Source organism: Streptomyces sp. NPDC006691, assembly GCF_042869955.1.
Taxonomy (GTDB): domain Bacteria; phylum Actinomycetota; class Actinomycetes; order Streptomycetales; family Streptomycetaceae; genus Streptomyces.
Genome location: NZ_JBIAGW010000010.1, coordinates 168,831 through 184,877, shown reverse-complemented (window position 1 = coordinate 184,877; position 16,047 = coordinate 168,831). Strand labels below are relative to the sequence as shown.

General features: G+C 73.8%; 13 protein-coding genes. 9 read left to right on the top strand and 4 right to left on the bottom strand.

The window, feature by feature from the left end:
- Positions 1–732 precede the first annotated feature (732 nt).
- Both ACFYNP_RS22775 and ACFYNP_RS22770 read right to left on the bottom strand, forming a co-directional pair.
- Positions 733–3,834: a sacsin N-terminal ATP-binding-like domain-containing protein gene (locus tag ACFYNP_RS22775; RefSeq protein ID WP_388787775.1), complete on the bottom strand. Its 3,102-nt coding sequence runs from the start codon at positions 3,832–3,834 to the stop codon at positions 733–735.
- A gap of 1,068 nt (positions 3,835–4,902) precedes the next feature.
- Positions 4,903–5,820, bottom strand: a complete 918-nt coding sequence (locus tag ACFYNP_RS22770) for a DUF3027 domain-containing protein (protein ID WP_388407050.1) — start codon at positions 5,818–5,820, stop codon at positions 4,903–4,905.
- A 335-nt stretch (positions 5,821–6,155) separates the two neighbouring features.
- On the opposite strand from ACFYNP_RS22770, the gene ACFYNP_RS22765 reads away from it, so the two are divergent.
- The 4 genes from ACFYNP_RS22765 to ACFYNP_RS22750 all read left to right on the top strand — a co-directional run bounded on the left by ACFYNP_RS22765 (position 6,156) and on the right by ACFYNP_RS22750 (position 9,869).
- Positions 6,156–7,511, top strand: a complete 1,356-nt coding sequence (locus ACFYNP_RS22765; protein ID WP_388787643.1) for an MFS transporter — start codon at positions 6,156–6,158, stop codon at positions 7,509–7,511.
- A 249-nt stretch (positions 7,512–7,760) separates the two neighbouring features.
- Positions 7,761–8,258 (top strand): DUF2771 domain-containing protein, encoded by a 498-nt coding sequence (locus ACFYNP_RS22760; RefSeq protein WP_388407055.1) that lies wholly within the window; start codon positions 7,761–7,763, stop codon positions 8,256–8,258.
- Positions 8,259–8,275: 17 nt separating this feature from the next.
- Positions 8,276–9,028, top strand: a complete 753-nt coding sequence (locus ACFYNP_RS22755; protein WP_388787640.1) for a futalosine hydrolase — start codon at positions 8,276–8,278, stop codon at positions 9,026–9,028.
- A complete protein-coding gene (locus tag ACFYNP_RS22750) occupies positions 9,018–9,869 on the top strand; it encodes a 1,4-dihydroxy-6-naphthoate synthase (protein WP_388407060.1) in 852 nt (283 codons plus the stop codon). Before ACFYNP_RS22755 ends, ACFYNP_RS22750 begins: the two co-directional genes overlap by 11 nt.
- 117 nt (positions 9,870–9,986) lie before the next feature.
- Here ACFYNP_RS22750 and ACFYNP_RS22745 read toward each other — a convergent pair whose 3' ends face one another.
- Positions 9,987–10,370, bottom strand: a complete 384-nt coding sequence (locus ACFYNP_RS22745) for a cold-shock protein (RefSeq protein WP_388407062.1) — start codon at positions 10,368–10,370, stop codon at positions 9,987–9,989.
- A gap of 136 nt (positions 10,371–10,506) precedes the next feature.
- On the opposite strand from ACFYNP_RS22745, the gene ACFYNP_RS22740 reads away from it, so the two are divergent.
- Positions 10,507–10,794 carry a hypothetical protein gene (locus ACFYNP_RS22740; protein WP_388408434.1) on the top strand — a complete coding sequence of 96 codons (288 nt, stop codon included), beginning with the start codon at positions 10,507–10,509 and terminating at the stop codon, positions 10,792–10,794.
- Between the two features lie 58 nt (positions 10,795–10,852).
- On the opposite strand, the gene ACFYNP_RS22735 is transcribed toward ACFYNP_RS22740, so the two are convergent.
- On the bottom strand, positions 10,853–11,485 hold the full coding sequence (locus ACFYNP_RS22735; protein WP_388407065.1) for an HAD family hydrolase: 633 nt from the start codon (positions 11,483–11,485) through the stop codon (positions 10,853–10,855).
- Positions 11,486–11,609: 124 nt separating this feature from the next.
- Here ACFYNP_RS22735 and ACFYNP_RS22730 point away from each other — a divergent pair, with 124 nt between their 5' ends.
- The 4 genes from ACFYNP_RS22730 to ACFYNP_RS22715 are packed head-to-tail and all read left to right on the top strand — an operon-like array spanning position 11,610 to position 15,504.
- On the top strand, positions 11,610–12,620 hold the full coding sequence (locus tag ACFYNP_RS22730) for a FecCD family ABC transporter permease (RefSeq protein WP_388787637.1): 1,011 nt from the start codon (positions 11,610–11,612) through the stop codon (positions 12,618–12,620).
- Positions 12,617–13,684, top strand: coding sequence for a FecCD family ABC transporter permease (locus ACFYNP_RS22725; protein ID WP_388787634.1), 1,068 nt, complete (start codon positions 12,617–12,619; stop codon positions 13,682–13,684). The genes ACFYNP_RS22730 and ACFYNP_RS22725 overlap by 4 nt, the downstream gene beginning before the upstream one ends.
- On the top strand, positions 13,685–14,557 hold the full coding sequence (locus ACFYNP_RS22720; RefSeq protein ID WP_388787631.1) for an ABC transporter ATP-binding protein: 873 nt from the start codon (positions 13,685–13,687) through the stop codon (positions 14,555–14,557).
- Positions 14,554–15,504, top strand: a complete 951-nt coding sequence (locus ACFYNP_RS22715; RefSeq protein ID WP_388787628.1) for an ABC transporter substrate-binding protein — start codon at positions 14,554–14,556, stop codon at positions 15,502–15,504. Before ACFYNP_RS22720 ends, ACFYNP_RS22715 begins: the two co-directional genes overlap by 4 nt.
- The last annotated feature ends 543 nt before the right edge of the window (positions 15,505–16,047 follow it).

The window sequence follows — 16,047 nt, the reverse complement described above, 5'->3', positions numbered from 1 at the left end:
GCCCCTGGGGCTGCGCCCCAGACCCCCGGGGAGTTTGCCCGCCCTCCCGCCCGTGGCCCCGGGTTGGTGGGTGCCGGCCCCTGGGGCTGCGCCCCAGACCCCCTTGAGGGGCTGCGCCCCTCGGACCCCCGCAGGGGGCTGCGCCCCCTGCACCCCTGGTTCGGGGCTCCGCCCCGGACCCCGTATCGCGCCTGAACGGCGCTCGTCCTCAATCGCCGGACGGGCTGAAGTGCCCGATGCCGGCCCGTATCGATCAGCGAGCCGGGCGGGCTGGAGATGCCTCCACCGGCCCCTACCGATCAGCCGGACGGTTGAAGGTGCCCGGTGCTGGCCAGCACCAAGGCCTTTAGGGGCGCGGGGAACTGCGCGACCAGCCACCCACCGACCCGCACCCGAAAAGCGGGGCCCGGGGCGCAGCCCCCGGAAGCCCACCCGCCCCCATTTCACCCCCGGAGGGTTTAGGGAAGGGGCGGGGAGGGGCCAAGCCCCGGGGCCTGGGGCAAAGCCCCAGCCCACCGCCGCAGCGCACCCCCAGGCAGGCGCACCCCCGGCCAGCGCACCGCCGGGCCAGCGCACCCCACGCAGCCCACCTCGGGCCAGCGCACCCCGGACAGCCGCACCCCAGGCAGCCCACCTCGGGCCAGCGCACCCGGCCAGCCCACCCCCAGGCAGCGCACCCCAGGCCGACGCACCCGGCCAGCGCACCCCGCCACCGCGGAGCAAACGCACCCCCTAGTCGAACCACCGCGCCGTCGCCAGCTCCCCCGTCCGGGACGGGTCCTCCAGCAGCGCCGCCACCTCGAAGCGGCGGGGCCACTGGGCGGCCGCCCAGGCAAGGCCCGCCGCCACCCCCTCCAGGGTGGACGCGTGGACCGTGCCATCCGCCGAGCGGCGCCAGTCCAGCTCCACCCCACCCGCCCGGAGCTCCTCGTGCTCGACGTACGTCGCAGGCGCACCCGGTCCCAGCAGGGCCCGCACCGCGTCCGGCACGGCGTGCTCGGCGCCCTCGGACGTCACCTCCGCGGCCGCCGCCTCACCGAGCCGCCCCACCTGGAGCAGTTCCGCGAGCTCGGCCGCCCGCGCGGGGGCGACCGGCAGCAGGGGCAGGCCGGCGGCGAGCGGCAGCAGGTCGGGGGCGTCCGCCACCACCGCGTCCGCCGCGTCGACCACCCGCACCTCCCCGTCCACCACCGCGCGCAACTCGTCCGGCAGCGTGACCTGCTCGGGGTCGAGGTCCGCCAACGCCGTGTAGAGGGCGTGGAGTTGGGAGGCAGACACCGGACGGTCCCGGTCGGCCAGGCGGCCGAGGAGTTCCGCCGCGCCGCCCGGCTCGTCGAGCAGTGCGGCCACCGAGGTGCGTACGCCCAGTGCCCGCAGGACCTGCGTGTCGTCGAAGCCGGTCGCGTCCACGGACTCGTACAGACCGGAGAGCAACGGGTCGGAGCCGGCCGCGCGCAGGCCCGCGGGGCGGCGGCCGGCCAGCACCGGGTGGTCACGCAGCCACCACGCGGTGTAAGGGCGTACGGACTCCGTCGTGCCGTCGGGCAGCAGGACGCGCACCGGCTGGATCAGGGCGTCCCGCAGCGGCGGCCGCGCGAGCAGCGCGAGCGCCCGCGGCCAGGCGTCGTCGTCGACCAGGTCGAGGTCGCGGACCGCGACGATCTCCGTGGCGACGGGCGGCACCGGCGATTCGGGCAGCCGGTCCAGAACGTCCTCGCACCACACGTCCACCGCGTCGAGCAGCCCCGCGTCGTCGGGCTCGGCGAAGTCGCCCTCGCGGGGCTCCAGTTCGTCCGGGTCAAGGACGACATCGGCGGCGCGTACGAGGGCGAACGTGGCGAGGACCCCGCACGCGGTGAGCGGCTGCTCGCCCCAGCGCTCCGCCAATTCCCCGTCCACTTCAGCGAGTTCACCTTCACGGATGACGGCGGCGAAGGGCGAGCCGGGCAGTACGAGCTCACCGGCCGGGGCCAGTTCGCCGTCCTCGTCGGGCAGGGCGAGCGCACCGAGCCAGGGTTCGTCGCCGGGTTCGAGGTTCGCCTCGCGCACCAACGTCAGCACCGTGTCGGCGAGTTCCTCGGCGTCGAGCCCGGCGTCCTCGTCCCAGATCTCCCCGCTGTCGAGCGAAGCCGCCACCGCGGCCCGCACCTGAGGGGTCGTCAGTACGGCGCGCGGAGTGGCGGGCAGCGCGCCGAGCTTTTCGAGCAGCGGGTGGGCCGCGTCCGGGTGGGCCACCTTCAGGCCGAGACGGCCCAGGTCGGCGGGGGTGTCGGCGAGCGGAAGCAGGATCTGCCGAGGGCCGATGGCGGTACGGCCGCCCACGAGCGGCACCGGAAGCCCGGACAGCCGGTCGGGGTCGACGCCGGCGAGCGTGTCATAGAGCCGGTGCCACCACTCGGGGTCCCGTTCGGCCCCCGCGATCCGCTCGATGGCGTCGCCGAGCGAGAGCCGACCGACCTCCAACGCCCTCAGCTCGGTGCGCCGTTCGAGCCCGGCGGGCAGCAGCGTGGGCAGCACTTCGGCGAGCACCCGCACGGTGTCCACACCCGCGCCCTCGACGACCTCCGCCTCGAAGGGGCGCAGCGCGACGAGCTCCTCGGTGGGCGCGGCGGGCGCCAGGAACGCGACTCGGGGCAGCCGCTCCAGCACGGCCGCGCGCAGGGCGCCGTCCACTTCGCCCCGCCCGAGCGGCCCCGGCACCAGGTCGACGACGCCGGTCGACACCGGCCGCCAGGCGCCCAGGAGTTCGGCGTACGCGTCGGCCGCGCGCTGCACCAGGAAGTCGGTGAGCGGGCCGGGCGCCGGGTGACGGCGCGCGGTGTCGAGCGGGAACGAGGCGATCAACAGCGCGGGCACGCCGAGCGGCTCGTCGGTGGGGGTCGGCGCGTGCACCACCGCGGCGGTACGGGGCCGCTCGGGCGCGCCTGCCTCGTCGACCGGAACCGCCCAGGTCACCGTCCAGTGCGGACGCAGCCGCTCCTCGACGGGCCGGTCGGCGAGCAGGTCCTTTGCGAGGGGACCGTGGTGGCTGACGGTCCGCCACCGATGAATGGATTCGTCGCGGCTGTCGTCGATGTGCACGTACGCCTCGTGCACGGACCGCCTCAACACCCTGGTGGCGTCCGGGGTTTCGACGACGATCTCGGTCAGGCCGGGCAGGGTCAGCAGCAGGGCGTCGTCGATGCCGTCGAGCAGGCGGCGTACGAGGTCCTCGGCGGTGCCGTCGCGCAACGGCAGCACTACGACGGTGTCGTAGCCCTCGGGGGCGGCGCCCTCGGCGGGCAGCGGCAGCCTGAGCAGCGGTACGTGTCCGTCGCGGCGCCGCAGTTCGTCACCCAGGCCGGGGCTGGCGAGGGCCGCGTCGGCGGCCAGTTCGCGGGCCTCGGCGAGCGACCAGCGCACGCCGCCGGTACGTCCCACCACGGCGGGCTCGTCGCTGACGGCGAGCACCGCGGCGAAGCCGACGCCGAAGCGGCCCACGGCGACCTCGGTGTCGGCGCGCTTGGCGCTGGCGCGCAGCGTGGACAGGGACTCGACGCCGACGGCGTCCAGCGGGGAGCCGGTGTTGGCCGCGGCCAGCACGGCGGGGGTGTCGGCGGTGGCCGGGTGCAGGGTGAGCCGCAGCCTGCCCGTGGTGTTCGCCCTGGCCGCGGCGTCGGCGGCGTTCTGGGCGAGCTCCACGACCAGTCGGTCGCGGTAGCCGCCGAGGGCGAGGTCCTCCTCGGCGTTGGCGTCCTCGCGGAACCTGGCCGGGGCCGCGCCCCAGGCGTTCAGGACCCCGCGCCGCAGCCGCGCCGTCCCGAAGGGGTCGGCCCCTTCGGCCCCCATCGCCATGACGATCACGCCGTACTCCGCTCTGTCCTGCCCCGCGTGCCGGGACCGCGGCCCGAAGGTACCGCGCGCCGGGCCCGCCCCCTCAATCCCCCTCCCCTGGGGCTCGCCCCAGACCCCGGGATCCTCCTCCGCCCGGCCGCTGCCCGGCCTCCGCCCGGCCTCTTCCCGCTACGGCGTTTGCGGCTGCTCCGCGTGGGCTCCCGGGGGGGGTGGTGCTGGCCGGGTGCGTCGGCCTGGGGGTGGGCTGCCTGGGGTGCGCTGTCCGGGTGCGCTGTCCGGGTGCGCTGTCCGGGTGCGCTGGCCCGGCGGTGCGCTGGCCGGGGATCCGCGGCGGCGGTGGGCTGGGGCTTTGCCCCAGGCCCCGGGGTTTGGCCCCTCCCCGCCCCTTCCCTAAACCCTCCGGGGGTGAAATGGGGGTGGGTGGGCTGCCGGGGCTGCGCCCCGGGCCCCGCTTTTCGGGTGCGGACCGTGGGTGGCTGGTCGCGCAGTTCCCCGCGCCCCTAAAGGCCTCGGTGCTGGCCAGCACCGGGCACCTTCAACCGTCCGGCTGACCGGTACGGGCCGGTGGAGGCATCTCCAGCCCGCCCGGCTGATCGATGGGGGCCGGTGGAGGCCTCTCCAACCCGCCCGGCTGATCGATACGGGCCCGCATCGAGCACCTTCAGCCCGTCCGGCGATTGAGGACGAGCGCCCTTCAGGCGCGATACGGGGTCCGGGGCGGAGCCCCGAACCAGGGGTGCAGGGGGCGCAGCCCCCTGCGGGGGTCCGAGGGGCACAGCCCCTCAAAGGGGGTCTGGGGCACAGCCCCAGGGGCTGAACCCATCAACCCCGCCGCACGGGCGGGCGGGTGGGCAAACCCCCCGGGGGTGCAGGGGGGCAGAGCCCCCGCATGGGGTCTGGGGCGCAGCCCCAGGGTCCGGAACCCATCAACCCCGAGTCACGGGCGGGTGGGTGGGCAAACCCCCCGGGGCCAGGGGCGGAGCCCCAGAGGGCCGGAAACCGCCAGCGCCGAGCAACGGGCGGGAGGGTGGGCGAAAGGCCCGCCCCCAGGGCCCCGCGGGCCCAGGGCTACGAGTGGCCCAGATCCTCCGTGGGGTCCGGCGTCTCCGGAACCGAGCCGTCGCGGGAGGGACGGAGCGGCAGCGGGTCGGGGGCGATCGTGTCCAGGACCGGCGCAGCCGGACGCGGCGGCTTCGGCATGACCGCAGCCTCCGAATGCCCCCCGCACCCGTAGTCGAGCGCCACGACACGCCCGTCCGCCGGACCGAACTCATTCGCGCAGATGCCGAACGCCTGCGAGAGCGACCCCGCGATCGGGACGAGGAACGCGCAGGACTCGCAGGAGGCCGGCGCCGCCTGCGCCATCGCGGTCTTCCCGCCGAAGGACTCCTCCCAGCGGTCGGCCGCCGCGTGCAGCCCGTACCGCGAAAGGACCCGCGCCCGCCGCATGCCGAGCTCGTCGGCGACGGCCGCGATGGAGCCGCGCGCGGTGCCCGCGGGGGCCGCGTCGGACCGGTCCGCCAGCTCGGCGTCCTCCGCGTCGACCCGTTCGGCCATCTCCTCGGAGACCGCGGAGTTCGGCGGCGGCACGTCCTCGCCGGTGTAGCCGGGTTCGAGGCGCAGGTCGTCGGCCTCGGTCGGAAGCAGGTCGCCGGGGCCCATGTCGCCGGGGCGCAGCCGCTCGCTCCACGGCACCCACTCGGGGGCCTGGAGGGCGTCGGGCCCGGGCAGCAGGACCGTCTCGTCGAGGGTGACCAGCTTGGCGCGGGAGGCGCGTGCCACCGTCACGGCCCAGCGCCAGCCCCGGTAACCGGGTTCCTTGCACTCGAAGAAGTGCGTGACGACCCGGTCCCCCTCCGAGACGAGGGTCACGTGCTCGCCGACCACACCCGGCGCGGCGGCTTCCTCCGCCGCCTCGCGGGCTAGGTCGACCGCCTCGGCGCACAGGCGGTCAGGGGTACGGCTTCGCGTCGTCGCAGCACTCACAGGTCTCGCTTCTCTCCTACGCCGTCTCACGGGTGCGCCGGGGAGCCGAATGCGTACGGGGCGGGCGGAGCGGACCAGGGGGCCGCGTCAACGTCCGCGCCCGGGCGATCAACTGCCCAGCGGCTGTCCAGTTCACTGACCAAGGGGGTCCCCCCTGCTCCGTATGAGCGTGGAGGCGCACCTTCTGCGACCCATTCTGCGGGATCACGGAGAGGCGCGCGGCCTTGGGCAGCCGCGGGCGGCGCGCCTGTCACGCTACCCCCTTCGTGGCCCCCGGCCCACCTGCACGTCCGAATCCTGGTTCGGGTCGGACGGGCTTGGGGCACTATGGCGGGGTGGCAACCGCGAGGTCGTCAGGTTCTTCGGACGGGTCCGGCCGCCTGGGCAAGGCAGGACGGGCGGTCGGTCGCGCCCTGCATCTGCCGTTCACGGGGACGGCGCGTTCGATCAGAAAAGCCACCCATGCGCACGGTGCCGGTGAGTCGGGCCTCGGCAAACTGATCGAGCTGCACGCGGTGAACGGCGCCGGCGACGTCATGATCACCGTGGCGCTCGCCTCGACCGTGTTCTTCTCCGTGCCGACCGACCAGGCACGCGGCCGGGTCGCCCTGTACCTGGCGATCACGATGGCCCCGTTCACCCTCCTGGCGCCCGTCATCGGCCCGCTGCTCGACCGGATGCCGCACGGCCGGCGCGCCGCCATGGCCGGCGCGATGCTGGCCCGCGCGCTGCTCGCCGTGACCATGTCGGGCGCGGTCGCCACCGGCGGCCTGGAGCTCTACCCCGCCGCGCTCGGCGTGCTGGTCGCGTCGAAGGCGTACGGCGTGGTCAGAAGCGCCGTGGTGCCGCGACTGCTGCCACCGCGCTTCTCCCTGGTGAAGGCGAACTCACGGGTCACCCTCGCCGGCCTGCTGGCCACCGGCGCCGCCGCCCCGATCGGCGCCGGGCTGTCCCGCATCGGGCCCGAGTGGCCGCTCTACGGGGCGTGCTGCGTCTTCATGGGGGGTACGTTCCTGGCCTTCACGCTGCCCGCGAAGGTCGACTCGGCCAAGGGCGAGACCAAGGCCCGGCTGTCCGACCGGGGCGGTCAGAAGCCCAGTCTGCGGACGGTCGGGGTGTCCGTGCAGAGCGGTCTGTACGCCAATGCCGCGCTGCGCGCGCTGTCCGGGTTCCTGATCTTCTTCCTGGCGTTCCTGCTGCGCGAGCACCCGCTGTCCGGGCAGAGCGCGGCCGTCTCGCTCGGCATCGTCGGCGTCTCGGCGGGCGTCGGCAACGCGCTCGGCACGGCGGTCGGCTCGCTCCTCAAGGCGCGCGGGCCCGAGGTGCTGATCGTGACGATGCTGACGATCGCGCTGGGCGTCGCCGTCCTGTCGGCGGCGTTCTTCAGCGGGGTGATGGTGGCCGTCCTCGGCGCGACGGCGGGGCTCACCCAGGCCCTGGCCAAACTGTCCCTGGACGCGATGATCCAGCGCGATGTGCCCGAGGAGGTCCGCACCTCCGCGTTCGCCCGCTCGGAGACGCTGCTCCAGGTGGCCTGGGTCCTCGGCGGCGCCATCGGCATAGCGCTTCCGTTGAACGGGCTCCTCGGCATGTCGGTGGCCGCGTCCCTGCTGGCGCTGGGCGCCGCCGTCTCGGTACGCGGCCTGCTCGGCGCGGCCCGCCGCGGCACGCCCCACCCCCGGGTGGCCTGAGCCGTCGGGATCGGGCCCGTACGAGAGTGGGCGGACCGGCCCCGTACGTGAACGGCCGGACGGGACCCGTACGAGTGCGGCCGGACGGGACCCGTACGTGAACGGCCGGACGGGACCCGTGCGAGTGCGGCCGGACGGGACCCGTACGAGCGTGGGCGGACGGCCCGCCACGGGGTCGGCGGGCCCGCGCCACACCGCACGCCGCACCCCCGCGCGGCGTGGCTCGGGGCGACCGATAGCCTTCGCTCCATGACCGTTGCGTTCAATTCCGGTAGGACCCGCCGGGCCGGCGCCGCACTCGCCGCCGCCTCCGCCGGACTCCTCGTCCTCTCCGCCTGCGACAAGCCGACGCCTCTCGCGACCGTGACGGTCGGCACCAACTCCGTCAACGCCGAGGCGTCCTGCCGCGGCGAGGACGGCAAGCCGCTCGCCGAGTCCAAGCTCACCGGCTGCCTCAGCGGCGTCAAGGACGCCAAGTCGATCGACTACGCGCCGGGCTCGACCCTGCGTCTGGGGGTCGACCCCAAGGTCGTCGAGAACGGCAGCAAGTGGATCGCACTGCTCGACGGCAGCCCGATCACCGAGGCGTCCGCCCAGACCTACCGGAGCTTCCCCAACGCCGACGTCTTCGCCAGCGGCCAGGGCGGTGCCGCCCCGAAGGAGAAGAAGGTCAGCATCGTGCAGGTCGACAAGGACAACAAGCCCGAGTCGGTCTGGAGCTTCACGCTCAAGCGCACCAACTCCTGACGACCGGGCCCTGCCTGATGCGCGTACTGGTCGTGACCGCGGTGGCGGCGGAGTCGGACTCCGTCGCCGCCGGCCTCGCGGTCGCCGGGTACGCGCGCCTGGACGAGGAGTTCATCCGGCGCGCGCCGTTCGCGGGGCCCGAGTTCTCCCCCTCGCCGCTGACCCGGTACGGCCGCGCGGGGCACGAGATCCACGTCTACCCGGCGGGCGTCGGCCCCGCCGCCGCGGCCGCGGGCACCGCCGTCGCGCTCGGCCGCGCCCAGGACCCCGGCTACGACCTGGTGATCTCGACCGGCATCGGCGGCGGCTTCCCCGGGGTCGCGCCGCTCGGCTCGCTCGTCGTGGCCTCCGGTCTGATCGCCGCCGACCTGGGTGCCGGCTCCCCCGAGGGCTTCCTCCCCGTCACCGAACTGGGCTTCGGCCGCGACCGGCTCGCCGCCCCGCGCGGTCTGTGCCAGGACGTGGCCCGGGCCATCGGCGCCCTCGCCGGCCCGGTCCTCACCGTCACCACCGCCACCGGTACCGCCGAGCGCGCCGCCGAGCACCTGGCCCGTCATCCGTCCGCCGTCGCCGAGGCGATGGAGGGCTTCGGTGTCGCCGAGGCCGCCGACCAGTACGGCCTGCCGGCCCTCGAAATCCGCGCGATCTCCAACTCCGTTGGCCCGCGCGACCGTTCGGCCTGGCGGATCGGCGGCGCCCTCGCCGCCCTCACCGACGCATTCGGGAAGCTTCCGCCCGTATTGGAGAGTTGGACCTCGCATGAGCACTGAACCGGCGCTGAAGATCGCCTACTCTCCCTGCCCGAACGACACCTTCGTCTTCGACGCGTGGGCGCACGGCCGGGTGCCGGGCGCGCCCGCACTCGACGTGACGTTCGCCGACATCGACATCACCAACGGCATGGCCGAACGCGGCGAGTTCGACGTCCTCAAGGTGTCGTACGCGGTGCTGCCCTGGGTCCTCGACGAGTACGCGCTGCTGCCGTGCGGCGGCGCGCTCGGCCGGGGCTGCGGCCCGCTGGTCCTCACCCGGGAAGCGGGAACCGACCTGACCGGCAAGACGGTTGCGGTGCCGAGCGAGAAGTCGACGGCGTACCTGCTGTTCCGGCTGTGGGCCGCGGACGTCGTGCCGGGCGGGGTCGGCGAGGTCGTCGTCATGCCGTTCCACGAGATCATGCCCGCGGTGCGCGACGGCAAGGTGGATGCCGGACTCGTCATCCACGAGGCCCGCTTCACGTACCAGAACTACGGGCTGCACTGCCTCGCCGACATGGGCCAGCACTGGGAGTCGACCACCGGACTGCCCATCCCGCTCGGCGCGATCATCGCCAAGCGCTCGCTGGGCGCGGACACGCTGCGCCGGCTCGCCGAGTCGGCCCGCACCTCCGTGCGGCTGGCCTGGGAGGACCCCGAGGCGTCCCGGCCGTACGTACTGGAGCACGCCCAGGAGATGGACCCGGCCGTGGCCGACCGGCACATCGGGCTGTACGTCAACGAGTTCACCGCCGACCTCGGCGAGGACGGCTACGCCGCGGTACGGGGGCTGCTGACACGCGCCGCGGCCGAGGGGCTCGTGCCGCCCCTCGGCCGCGATGCGCTGTCGTTCGCCTGAACCGGAAGCGGAGTCGCCCGCACCGGAAGTGGAGTCGCCTGAACCGGAAGCGGAGTCGCCCGCACCGGCGACAGGGTCGCCCGACCCTGCGACTGGTCGCCTGATCCGGCGACGGGACTAGACGTCCAGTTGGTCCGCCACCGCGCGCAGCAGGCCCGCGATCTTCTTGCCGGCGACCTTGTCGGGGTAGCGGCCCTTCTCCAGCATGGGTGTGATGTTCTCCAGGACCGTGGTCAGGTCCTGGACGATGGAGGCCAGTTCGTCGGGCTTGCGGCGCTGGGCCGCGGCCACCGAGGGGGCCGGGTCGAGGACCGTCACGGACAGGGCCTGGTCGCCGCGCTGACCGGCGACGACGCCGAACTCGACGCGCTGGCCGGGCTTGAGTGCGTCGACCCCGGCGGGGAGCACGGAGGAGTGGACGAAGACGTCGCCGCCGTCGTCGCGGGAGAGAAAGCCGAAGCCCTTCTCGCTGTTGAACCACTTGACCTTGCCGGTAGGCACGTCTGTCCTCGTCCTCGTACTCGTCGTTGTGTGCGGGGGCGCCGAAAACGGCTCTGGATAGCACGACAGCGGGTCGCCTTCCGACCCGCCGACACCAAGGCTAATGGTCCAGGGGCAGCTGACAAGACGTCCCGGCCTGTCCTTACGAGCAGGGAACTACCCTGGCGGGGTGAGTACCGAAACCCAGGCCAGGACCGACCGCGACGCCCTCACCACCGGTGATCGGCTGGTTCGCGTCGGCGTCGTCGTGTTCTTCGTCGGCGCGCTCGCCACACTGATCACCGTGGCACCGCTGTTCCTGCACACCGCGCCGTTCCCGTCCGTCGCCTATCTGGTCTGCATGCTGATGGGCGTCGGCTTCCTGATCGCGGGGGCGGGCGTGCTGCTCACCATCGGGGAGCAGCGCCGCCGGGCCCGCGTCTGACCGGGCCGACAGCCCACCCGAACCGGCCGGCCCCGTACACGAGTACGAGGCCCGGCTGTCAAGCACGTTCGGCGGCGTAATCCTTCAACCAGGCCGGAAATGACGTCAGATCGTCGAGGACGACATCGGCGCCGGCCTCGCGCAGCTCCGTCGCGCCGATCGGCCCGGTCGGCACCCCGACGGACAGGGCGCCCGCGGCCCGCGCACCGAGTACATCGCCGAGGTGGTCGCCGACGTATATGGCCGCGCCGTGCTCGCGCAGCGCAGTCGCCTTGCCCTCCGCCCACAGCCCGCCGACGACCTCGTCGGGAGCGATGCCGAGGTGGTCCAGGTGCAGCCGGGCCTGCGGCGCGTTCTTGGCGGTCACGACGACGGCCCGTCCGCCGAGCTCCTGCACCGCGCGCACCGCGTCGGCCGCGCCGGGCAGCGCGGGGGTGGGCAGGATCGCACGTGTGGGGTAGATCTCACGGTAGGCGAGGACCATCTCCGCGATCCGCTCCTCGGGGAACCAGTGCCGCAGCTCCCAGTCGAGCGGCGGGCCCAGCCGGCTGACGGCCTGGTCGGCGTCGATGAACGTCCCGGTCCTGGCGGAAAGCTCCTGGTAGACGGCGTGGATGCCGGGTCGCGAGTCGATCAGGGTCATGTCGAGGTCGAAGCCGACCGTGGGTGCGTCGAGGGGCATGAAGGCCATTGTGCCCAGACGGGCGACGGAACCGGCCCCCTAGACTGACCCGGTAGTTAGCCAAGCCTTACCGAAGCCGCGCACCCCACGCCGGCCCGACCCGATTCTCGAAACGCCGACTGTGATGGGCCCTATGCCAGCCGCCGCACCCCGCCGGACCAGACGCGTGCTCGCGACGGCGGCGGCCGTCGCGGCCCTGCTGGTCGCCGTCCTGCTCTCGCTCACCGTGGGCGCGCGCCCGATCCCGCCGTCGGAGGTCCTGGACGCGCTGTTCGGCGGCGCGCACACCCCCAACGCCGAGGTCGTCCGCGAACTGCGGGTGCCGCGCACCCTCATCGGCCTGATGGTCGGCGCCGCCCTCGCGGTCGCGGGCACCGTCCTCCAGGGCATCACCCGCAACCCCATCGCCGACCCCGGCATCCTCGGCATCAGTCAGGGTGCCTCGGTCGGGGTGGTCCTGGCGATCGCGTTCCTCGGCGTGCACACGCTGACGGGGTACGTGTGGTTCGCGTTCGCGGGTGCGGCCATCGCCTCCGTCGTGGTGTACGCGATCGCCTCCAGCGGGCGCGGCGGCGCGACCCCGGTGAAGCTCGCGCTCGGCGGGGCCGCGATCAACGCGCTGCTCGTGTCCGTGACGATGGGCGTGCTCACCACGAAAGCCGCGGCGCTCGACGAGTTCCGCTTCTGGCAGGTCGGCTCGCTCGCCGGCCGCGATGCCCAAGTAGCCCACCAGATATGGCCGTTCCTGCTGGTCGGGGTCGTTCTGGTCGCCTGGGTGGCGCGCGGCCTCGACGCCCTCGCGCTCGGCGAGGACGTCGCGAAGGGCCTCGGCCAGAACGTCGCCACGGTACGGATCCTGGGCGGCATCGGGGCGACCGTCCTGACCGGCGTCGGGGTGGCGGCGGCCGGGCCGATCGCCTTCATCGGCCTCGCGATCCCGCACATCGCCCGCGCCATCGTGGGCAGCGACCACCGCTGGGTGCTGCCGATGGCGGCGCTCGTGGGCCCGGTGATGCTGCTCGTCGCCGACACCGTCGGCCGGATCGTGTTCCCGCCGAGCGAGATCCCGGCGGGCGTGATGACGGCCCTGATCGGCGTGCCGTTCCTGGTCACACTGGTCCGCAGGAAGGCGGTCCCCGCATGAGCGCCCTCTCCTCCGCCGGGCCGCGCGTCCGCCCCGCCGGATACGCCGTCGTACGGGCCGGCCGGGCCGCCTTCCTGCTGCACCGCAGAGCGACGGCGGTGGGCACTTCCCTCCTCGTCCTCCTGGCCGCGCTCTGCGTCGCCTACCTCTGCGTCGGCGAGAGCTTCGTGCCGCCCGGCGAGGTGCTCAAGGTGCTGACCGGCCAGGACTCGGGCGCCGAACTCGTCGTCGGCACCCTGCGGCTGCCCCGCATGGTGGTGGGCCTGATGGTCGGCGCCGCGTTCGGCATCGCGGGTGGACTCATCCAGACCGTCGCGCGCAACCCGCTGGCCAGCCCCGACATCATCGGCATCATCCAGGGTGCCTCCGCGCTGACCGTGGGCGCGATGACGTTCGGCGTCACCTCGTACACCGTGCTGCCGTACCTGTCCGTCGTCGGCGGAATTCTGGCGGCGGCGCTCGTGTACGTCTTCGCCTGGCGCGGCGGCCTGCACGCCACCCGCTTCGTCCTGATCGGCATCGGCTTCGCGATCGCGCTGCGCTCCCTCACCACCCTGTTCATGACCAAGGGCGACTACCTGGTCGCCCAGCAGGCCCAGATTTGGATGACGGGCTCGCTCAACGGGCGCGGCTGGGACGAGGCCGCGCCGCTCGGCTGGGTGCTGCTCGCGCTGGTGCCGGCCGTGCTGTGGGCGGCCCGCGCCCAGCGCACGGTCTCCCTCGACGACGACACGGCGACCGCGCTCGGCGTGCGCCTGGGCCGGGTGCGGCTCGGCCTGGTCGTCATCGGCGTGGTCCTGGCCTCCGTCGCGACGGGCGCGGCCGGGCCGGTCGACTTCGTGGCGCTGCTCGCCCCGCAGATCGCCCGCCGGATGACGCGTACCGCCCAAATACCCTTGTTCTGCTCGGCGTTGACGGGCGCGGTCGTCGTCGTGCTCGCCGATCTGCTCGCCCGCAAGCTGTTCTCGCCGACCGAGCTGCCGGTGGGCGTGCTCACCGCGGTGATCGGCGCCCCGTATCTGATCTGGCTGATCGTGCGCAGCCGTACGACTGGAGGAAAGTAGATGACCAGCCGGCTGACGGCCCGCGAGCTGACCCTCGCCTACGAGGACCGAACCGTCGTGCACGGCCTCGACCTCGCGGTGCCGGACGGGCGGGTGACGGTGATCGTCGGCCCCAACGCCTGCGGTAAATCAACCACGTTGCGTGCGCTCGGCCGCCTGCTCAAGCCGCGGGGCGGCGCGGTGCTCCTCGACGGTACGGAGCTGGCGCGCATCCCCACCAAGCGGATCGCCCAGGCGATCGGCCTGCTTCCGCAGTCGCCCGTCGCGCCCGAGGCGATCACCGTGGCCGACCTGGTCTCGCGTGGGCGCCAGCCGCACCAGCACTGGTGGCAGCAGTGGTCGGACGCGGACGAGCGGGCGGTCACCGACGCGATGGACCGCACGGACGTGACGGCCCTCGCCGACCGCCCGGTCGACGAGCTGTCGGGGGGTCAGCGCCAGCGGGTGTGGATCGCGATGGCCCTGGCCCAGGAGACGGACGTCCTCCTGCTCGACGAGCCGACGACCTATCTGGACATCTCCCATCAGGTCGAAGTCATGGACCTGGTACGGCAGTTGAATCACGAGCGGGGCCGTACGGTGGTGATGGTCCTGCACGATCTGAACCAGGCCGCGCGGTACGCCGACCACCTCGTGGCGATGAAGGCGGGGCGGATCGTCGCCGAGGGGCGCCCCGAGGAGGTGGTGACGGCGGAACTCGTACGCGAGGTGTTCGGCCTGGACTCGGTGGTGGTCCCGGACCCGGTGACGGGCTCACCCCTGGTGGTACCCGGCGCCCCCTACTCGCCCCCGAGGGAAGCCCATCGCAAGGACCCCGAGGTCCCCGAGGTCCCCGAGGTCCCCGAGGTCCCCGAGGAGAGGATTCCCGGATGACGCTTCGCCGCCGTGGCCTGCTGCTCGGCGCGCCAGCGCTGGCGCTGGCGGCCTGCACGGCCTCGGGCCGCTCCAACTCCCCCGCAGGGGGAGGCAGTTCACATGTCATGAAGACCGTGATGGGAGACGTACGGGTCACGTCCCGTCCGGAGCGGGTCGTCGTCCTCGACACGGCGGAACTCGACTCGGCGATCACGCTCGGCGTCCGCCCGGTCGGCGCGACGCACACGGACGCCGACTCCGGGTTCCTCGACTACCTCCCCAAGGACCGGCTCGCCGGGATCAAGGACGTGGGCGCGATGATGAACCCCGGCCTGGAGTCCATCGCGGCGCTGAGGCCGGACCTGATCCTGACCAGCAAGGTGCGGCACGGGGACAAGTACGGGGATCTGTCGAAGATCGCGCCGACGGTGATGACGGAGTCCACGGGCTACCCCTGGAAGCGGAACTTCTCAGTACACGCGCAGGCGCTGGGGCGGGTGTCCGAGGCGGGGCGGGTGACGGCCGAATACGGTTCGCGGGTAAGGGAGTTGACGGCACAGCTCGGCGGTCCCGCCAAGGCGGCGGCGCTGAAGGTGAACGTCGTACGGTTCGTCGAGGGCGCGGACATCCGCATCTACGGGCGGCAGAACTTCATCGCGACGATCCTGGCGGACGTGGGCCTCGGGCGGCCGGCCATCGTCGACAGGGCGAAGGGCGGGTTCGCGTACGAGGTGAGCCCCGAGCGGATCGATCTCGCGGCGGCGGACGTGATCTTCTACGCGACGTACGGCGACCCCGGGAAGGCGGGGGCGACTCGGACGCTGGCGAGCGGGCTGTGGAGGGGGTTGGCGGCGGTTCGGGCGGGGCGGGTGCGGAGCGTGGACGATCAGCTCTGGATCCAGGGCATCGGTTACACCGCGGCCACCCAAGTGCTGGCCGAACTCGGCAAGTTGCCCCACCTCTGACCTCCCGGGGGGTTTGCCCACCCACCCGCCCGTGCGGCCGGGCCGAAGGGTTCAGCTCCCTGGGGCTGCGCCCCAGACCCCCTTCGAGGGGCTGCGCCCCTCGAACCCCCTGCAAGGGCTCCGCCCCCTGCACCCCCGTTCGCGCCTGAACGGCGCTCGTCCTCAATCGCCGGACGGGCTGAAGTGCCCGATGCGGGCCAGCACCGAGGCCTTCAGGGGCGCGGGGAACTGCGCGAGAAGCGGGCACGGTCCGCGGACGGAAACGGGGTTAGGGGCGCGGGGAACTGCGCGAGAAGCGGGCACGGTCCGCGGACGGAAACGGGGTTAGGGGCGCGGGGAACTGCGCGAGAAGCGGGCACGGTCCGTACCCGAACAGGCAGGGCCCGGGGCGCAGCCCCGGAAAGTCGACCCGCCCCATCCCACCCCCCCGGAGGGTTACGGGAAGGGGCGGGGAGGGGCAAAACCACGGGCCCGGCGCGAAGCCCCAGCGCACACCCGGCCCAGCCGAACCCACCTCCCCCCGAGCCACAGGGCGGAGCCCCC

What these genes read in the sequence shown, in the direction of transcription:
- ACFYNP_RS22760 (WP_388407055.1), top strand. Translation starts at nt 7,761, where the DNA reads ATGACCGTTGCGTTCAATTCCGGTAGGACCCGCCGGGCCGGCGCCGCA.
- ACFYNP_RS22750 (WP_388407060.1), top strand. Translation starts at nt 9,018, where the DNA reads ATGAGCACTGAACCGGCGCTGAAGATCGCCTACTCTCCCTGCCCGAAC.
- ACFYNP_RS22755 (WP_388787640.1), top strand. Translation starts at nt 8,276, where the DNA reads ATGCGCGTACTGGTCGTGACCGCGGTGGCGGCGGAGTCGGACTCCGTC.
- ACFYNP_RS22725 (WP_388787634.1), top strand. Translation starts at nt 12,617, where the DNA reads ATGAGCGCCCTCTCCTCCGCCGGGCCGCGCGTCCGCCCCGCCGGATAC.
- ACFYNP_RS22715 (WP_388787628.1), top strand. Translation starts at nt 14,554, where the DNA reads ATGACGCTTCGCCGCCGTGGCCTGCTGCTCGGCGCGCCAGCGCTGGCG.
- ACFYNP_RS22735 (WP_388407065.1), bottom strand. Translation starts at nt 11,485, where the DNA reads ATGGCCTTCATGCCCCTCGACGCACCCACGGTCGGCTTCGACCTCGAC.
- ACFYNP_RS22775 (WP_388787775.1), bottom strand. Translation starts at nt 3,834, where the DNA reads ATGGCGATGGGGGCCGAAGGGGCCGACCCCTTCGGGACGGCGCGGCTG.
- ACFYNP_RS22720 (WP_388787631.1), top strand. Translation starts at nt 13,685, where the DNA reads ATGACCAGCCGGCTGACGGCCCGCGAGCTGACCCTCGCCTACGAGGAC.
- ACFYNP_RS22730 (WP_388787637.1), top strand. Translation starts at nt 11,610, where the DNA reads ATGCCAGCCGCCGCACCCCGCCGGACCAGACGCGTGCTCGCGACGGCG.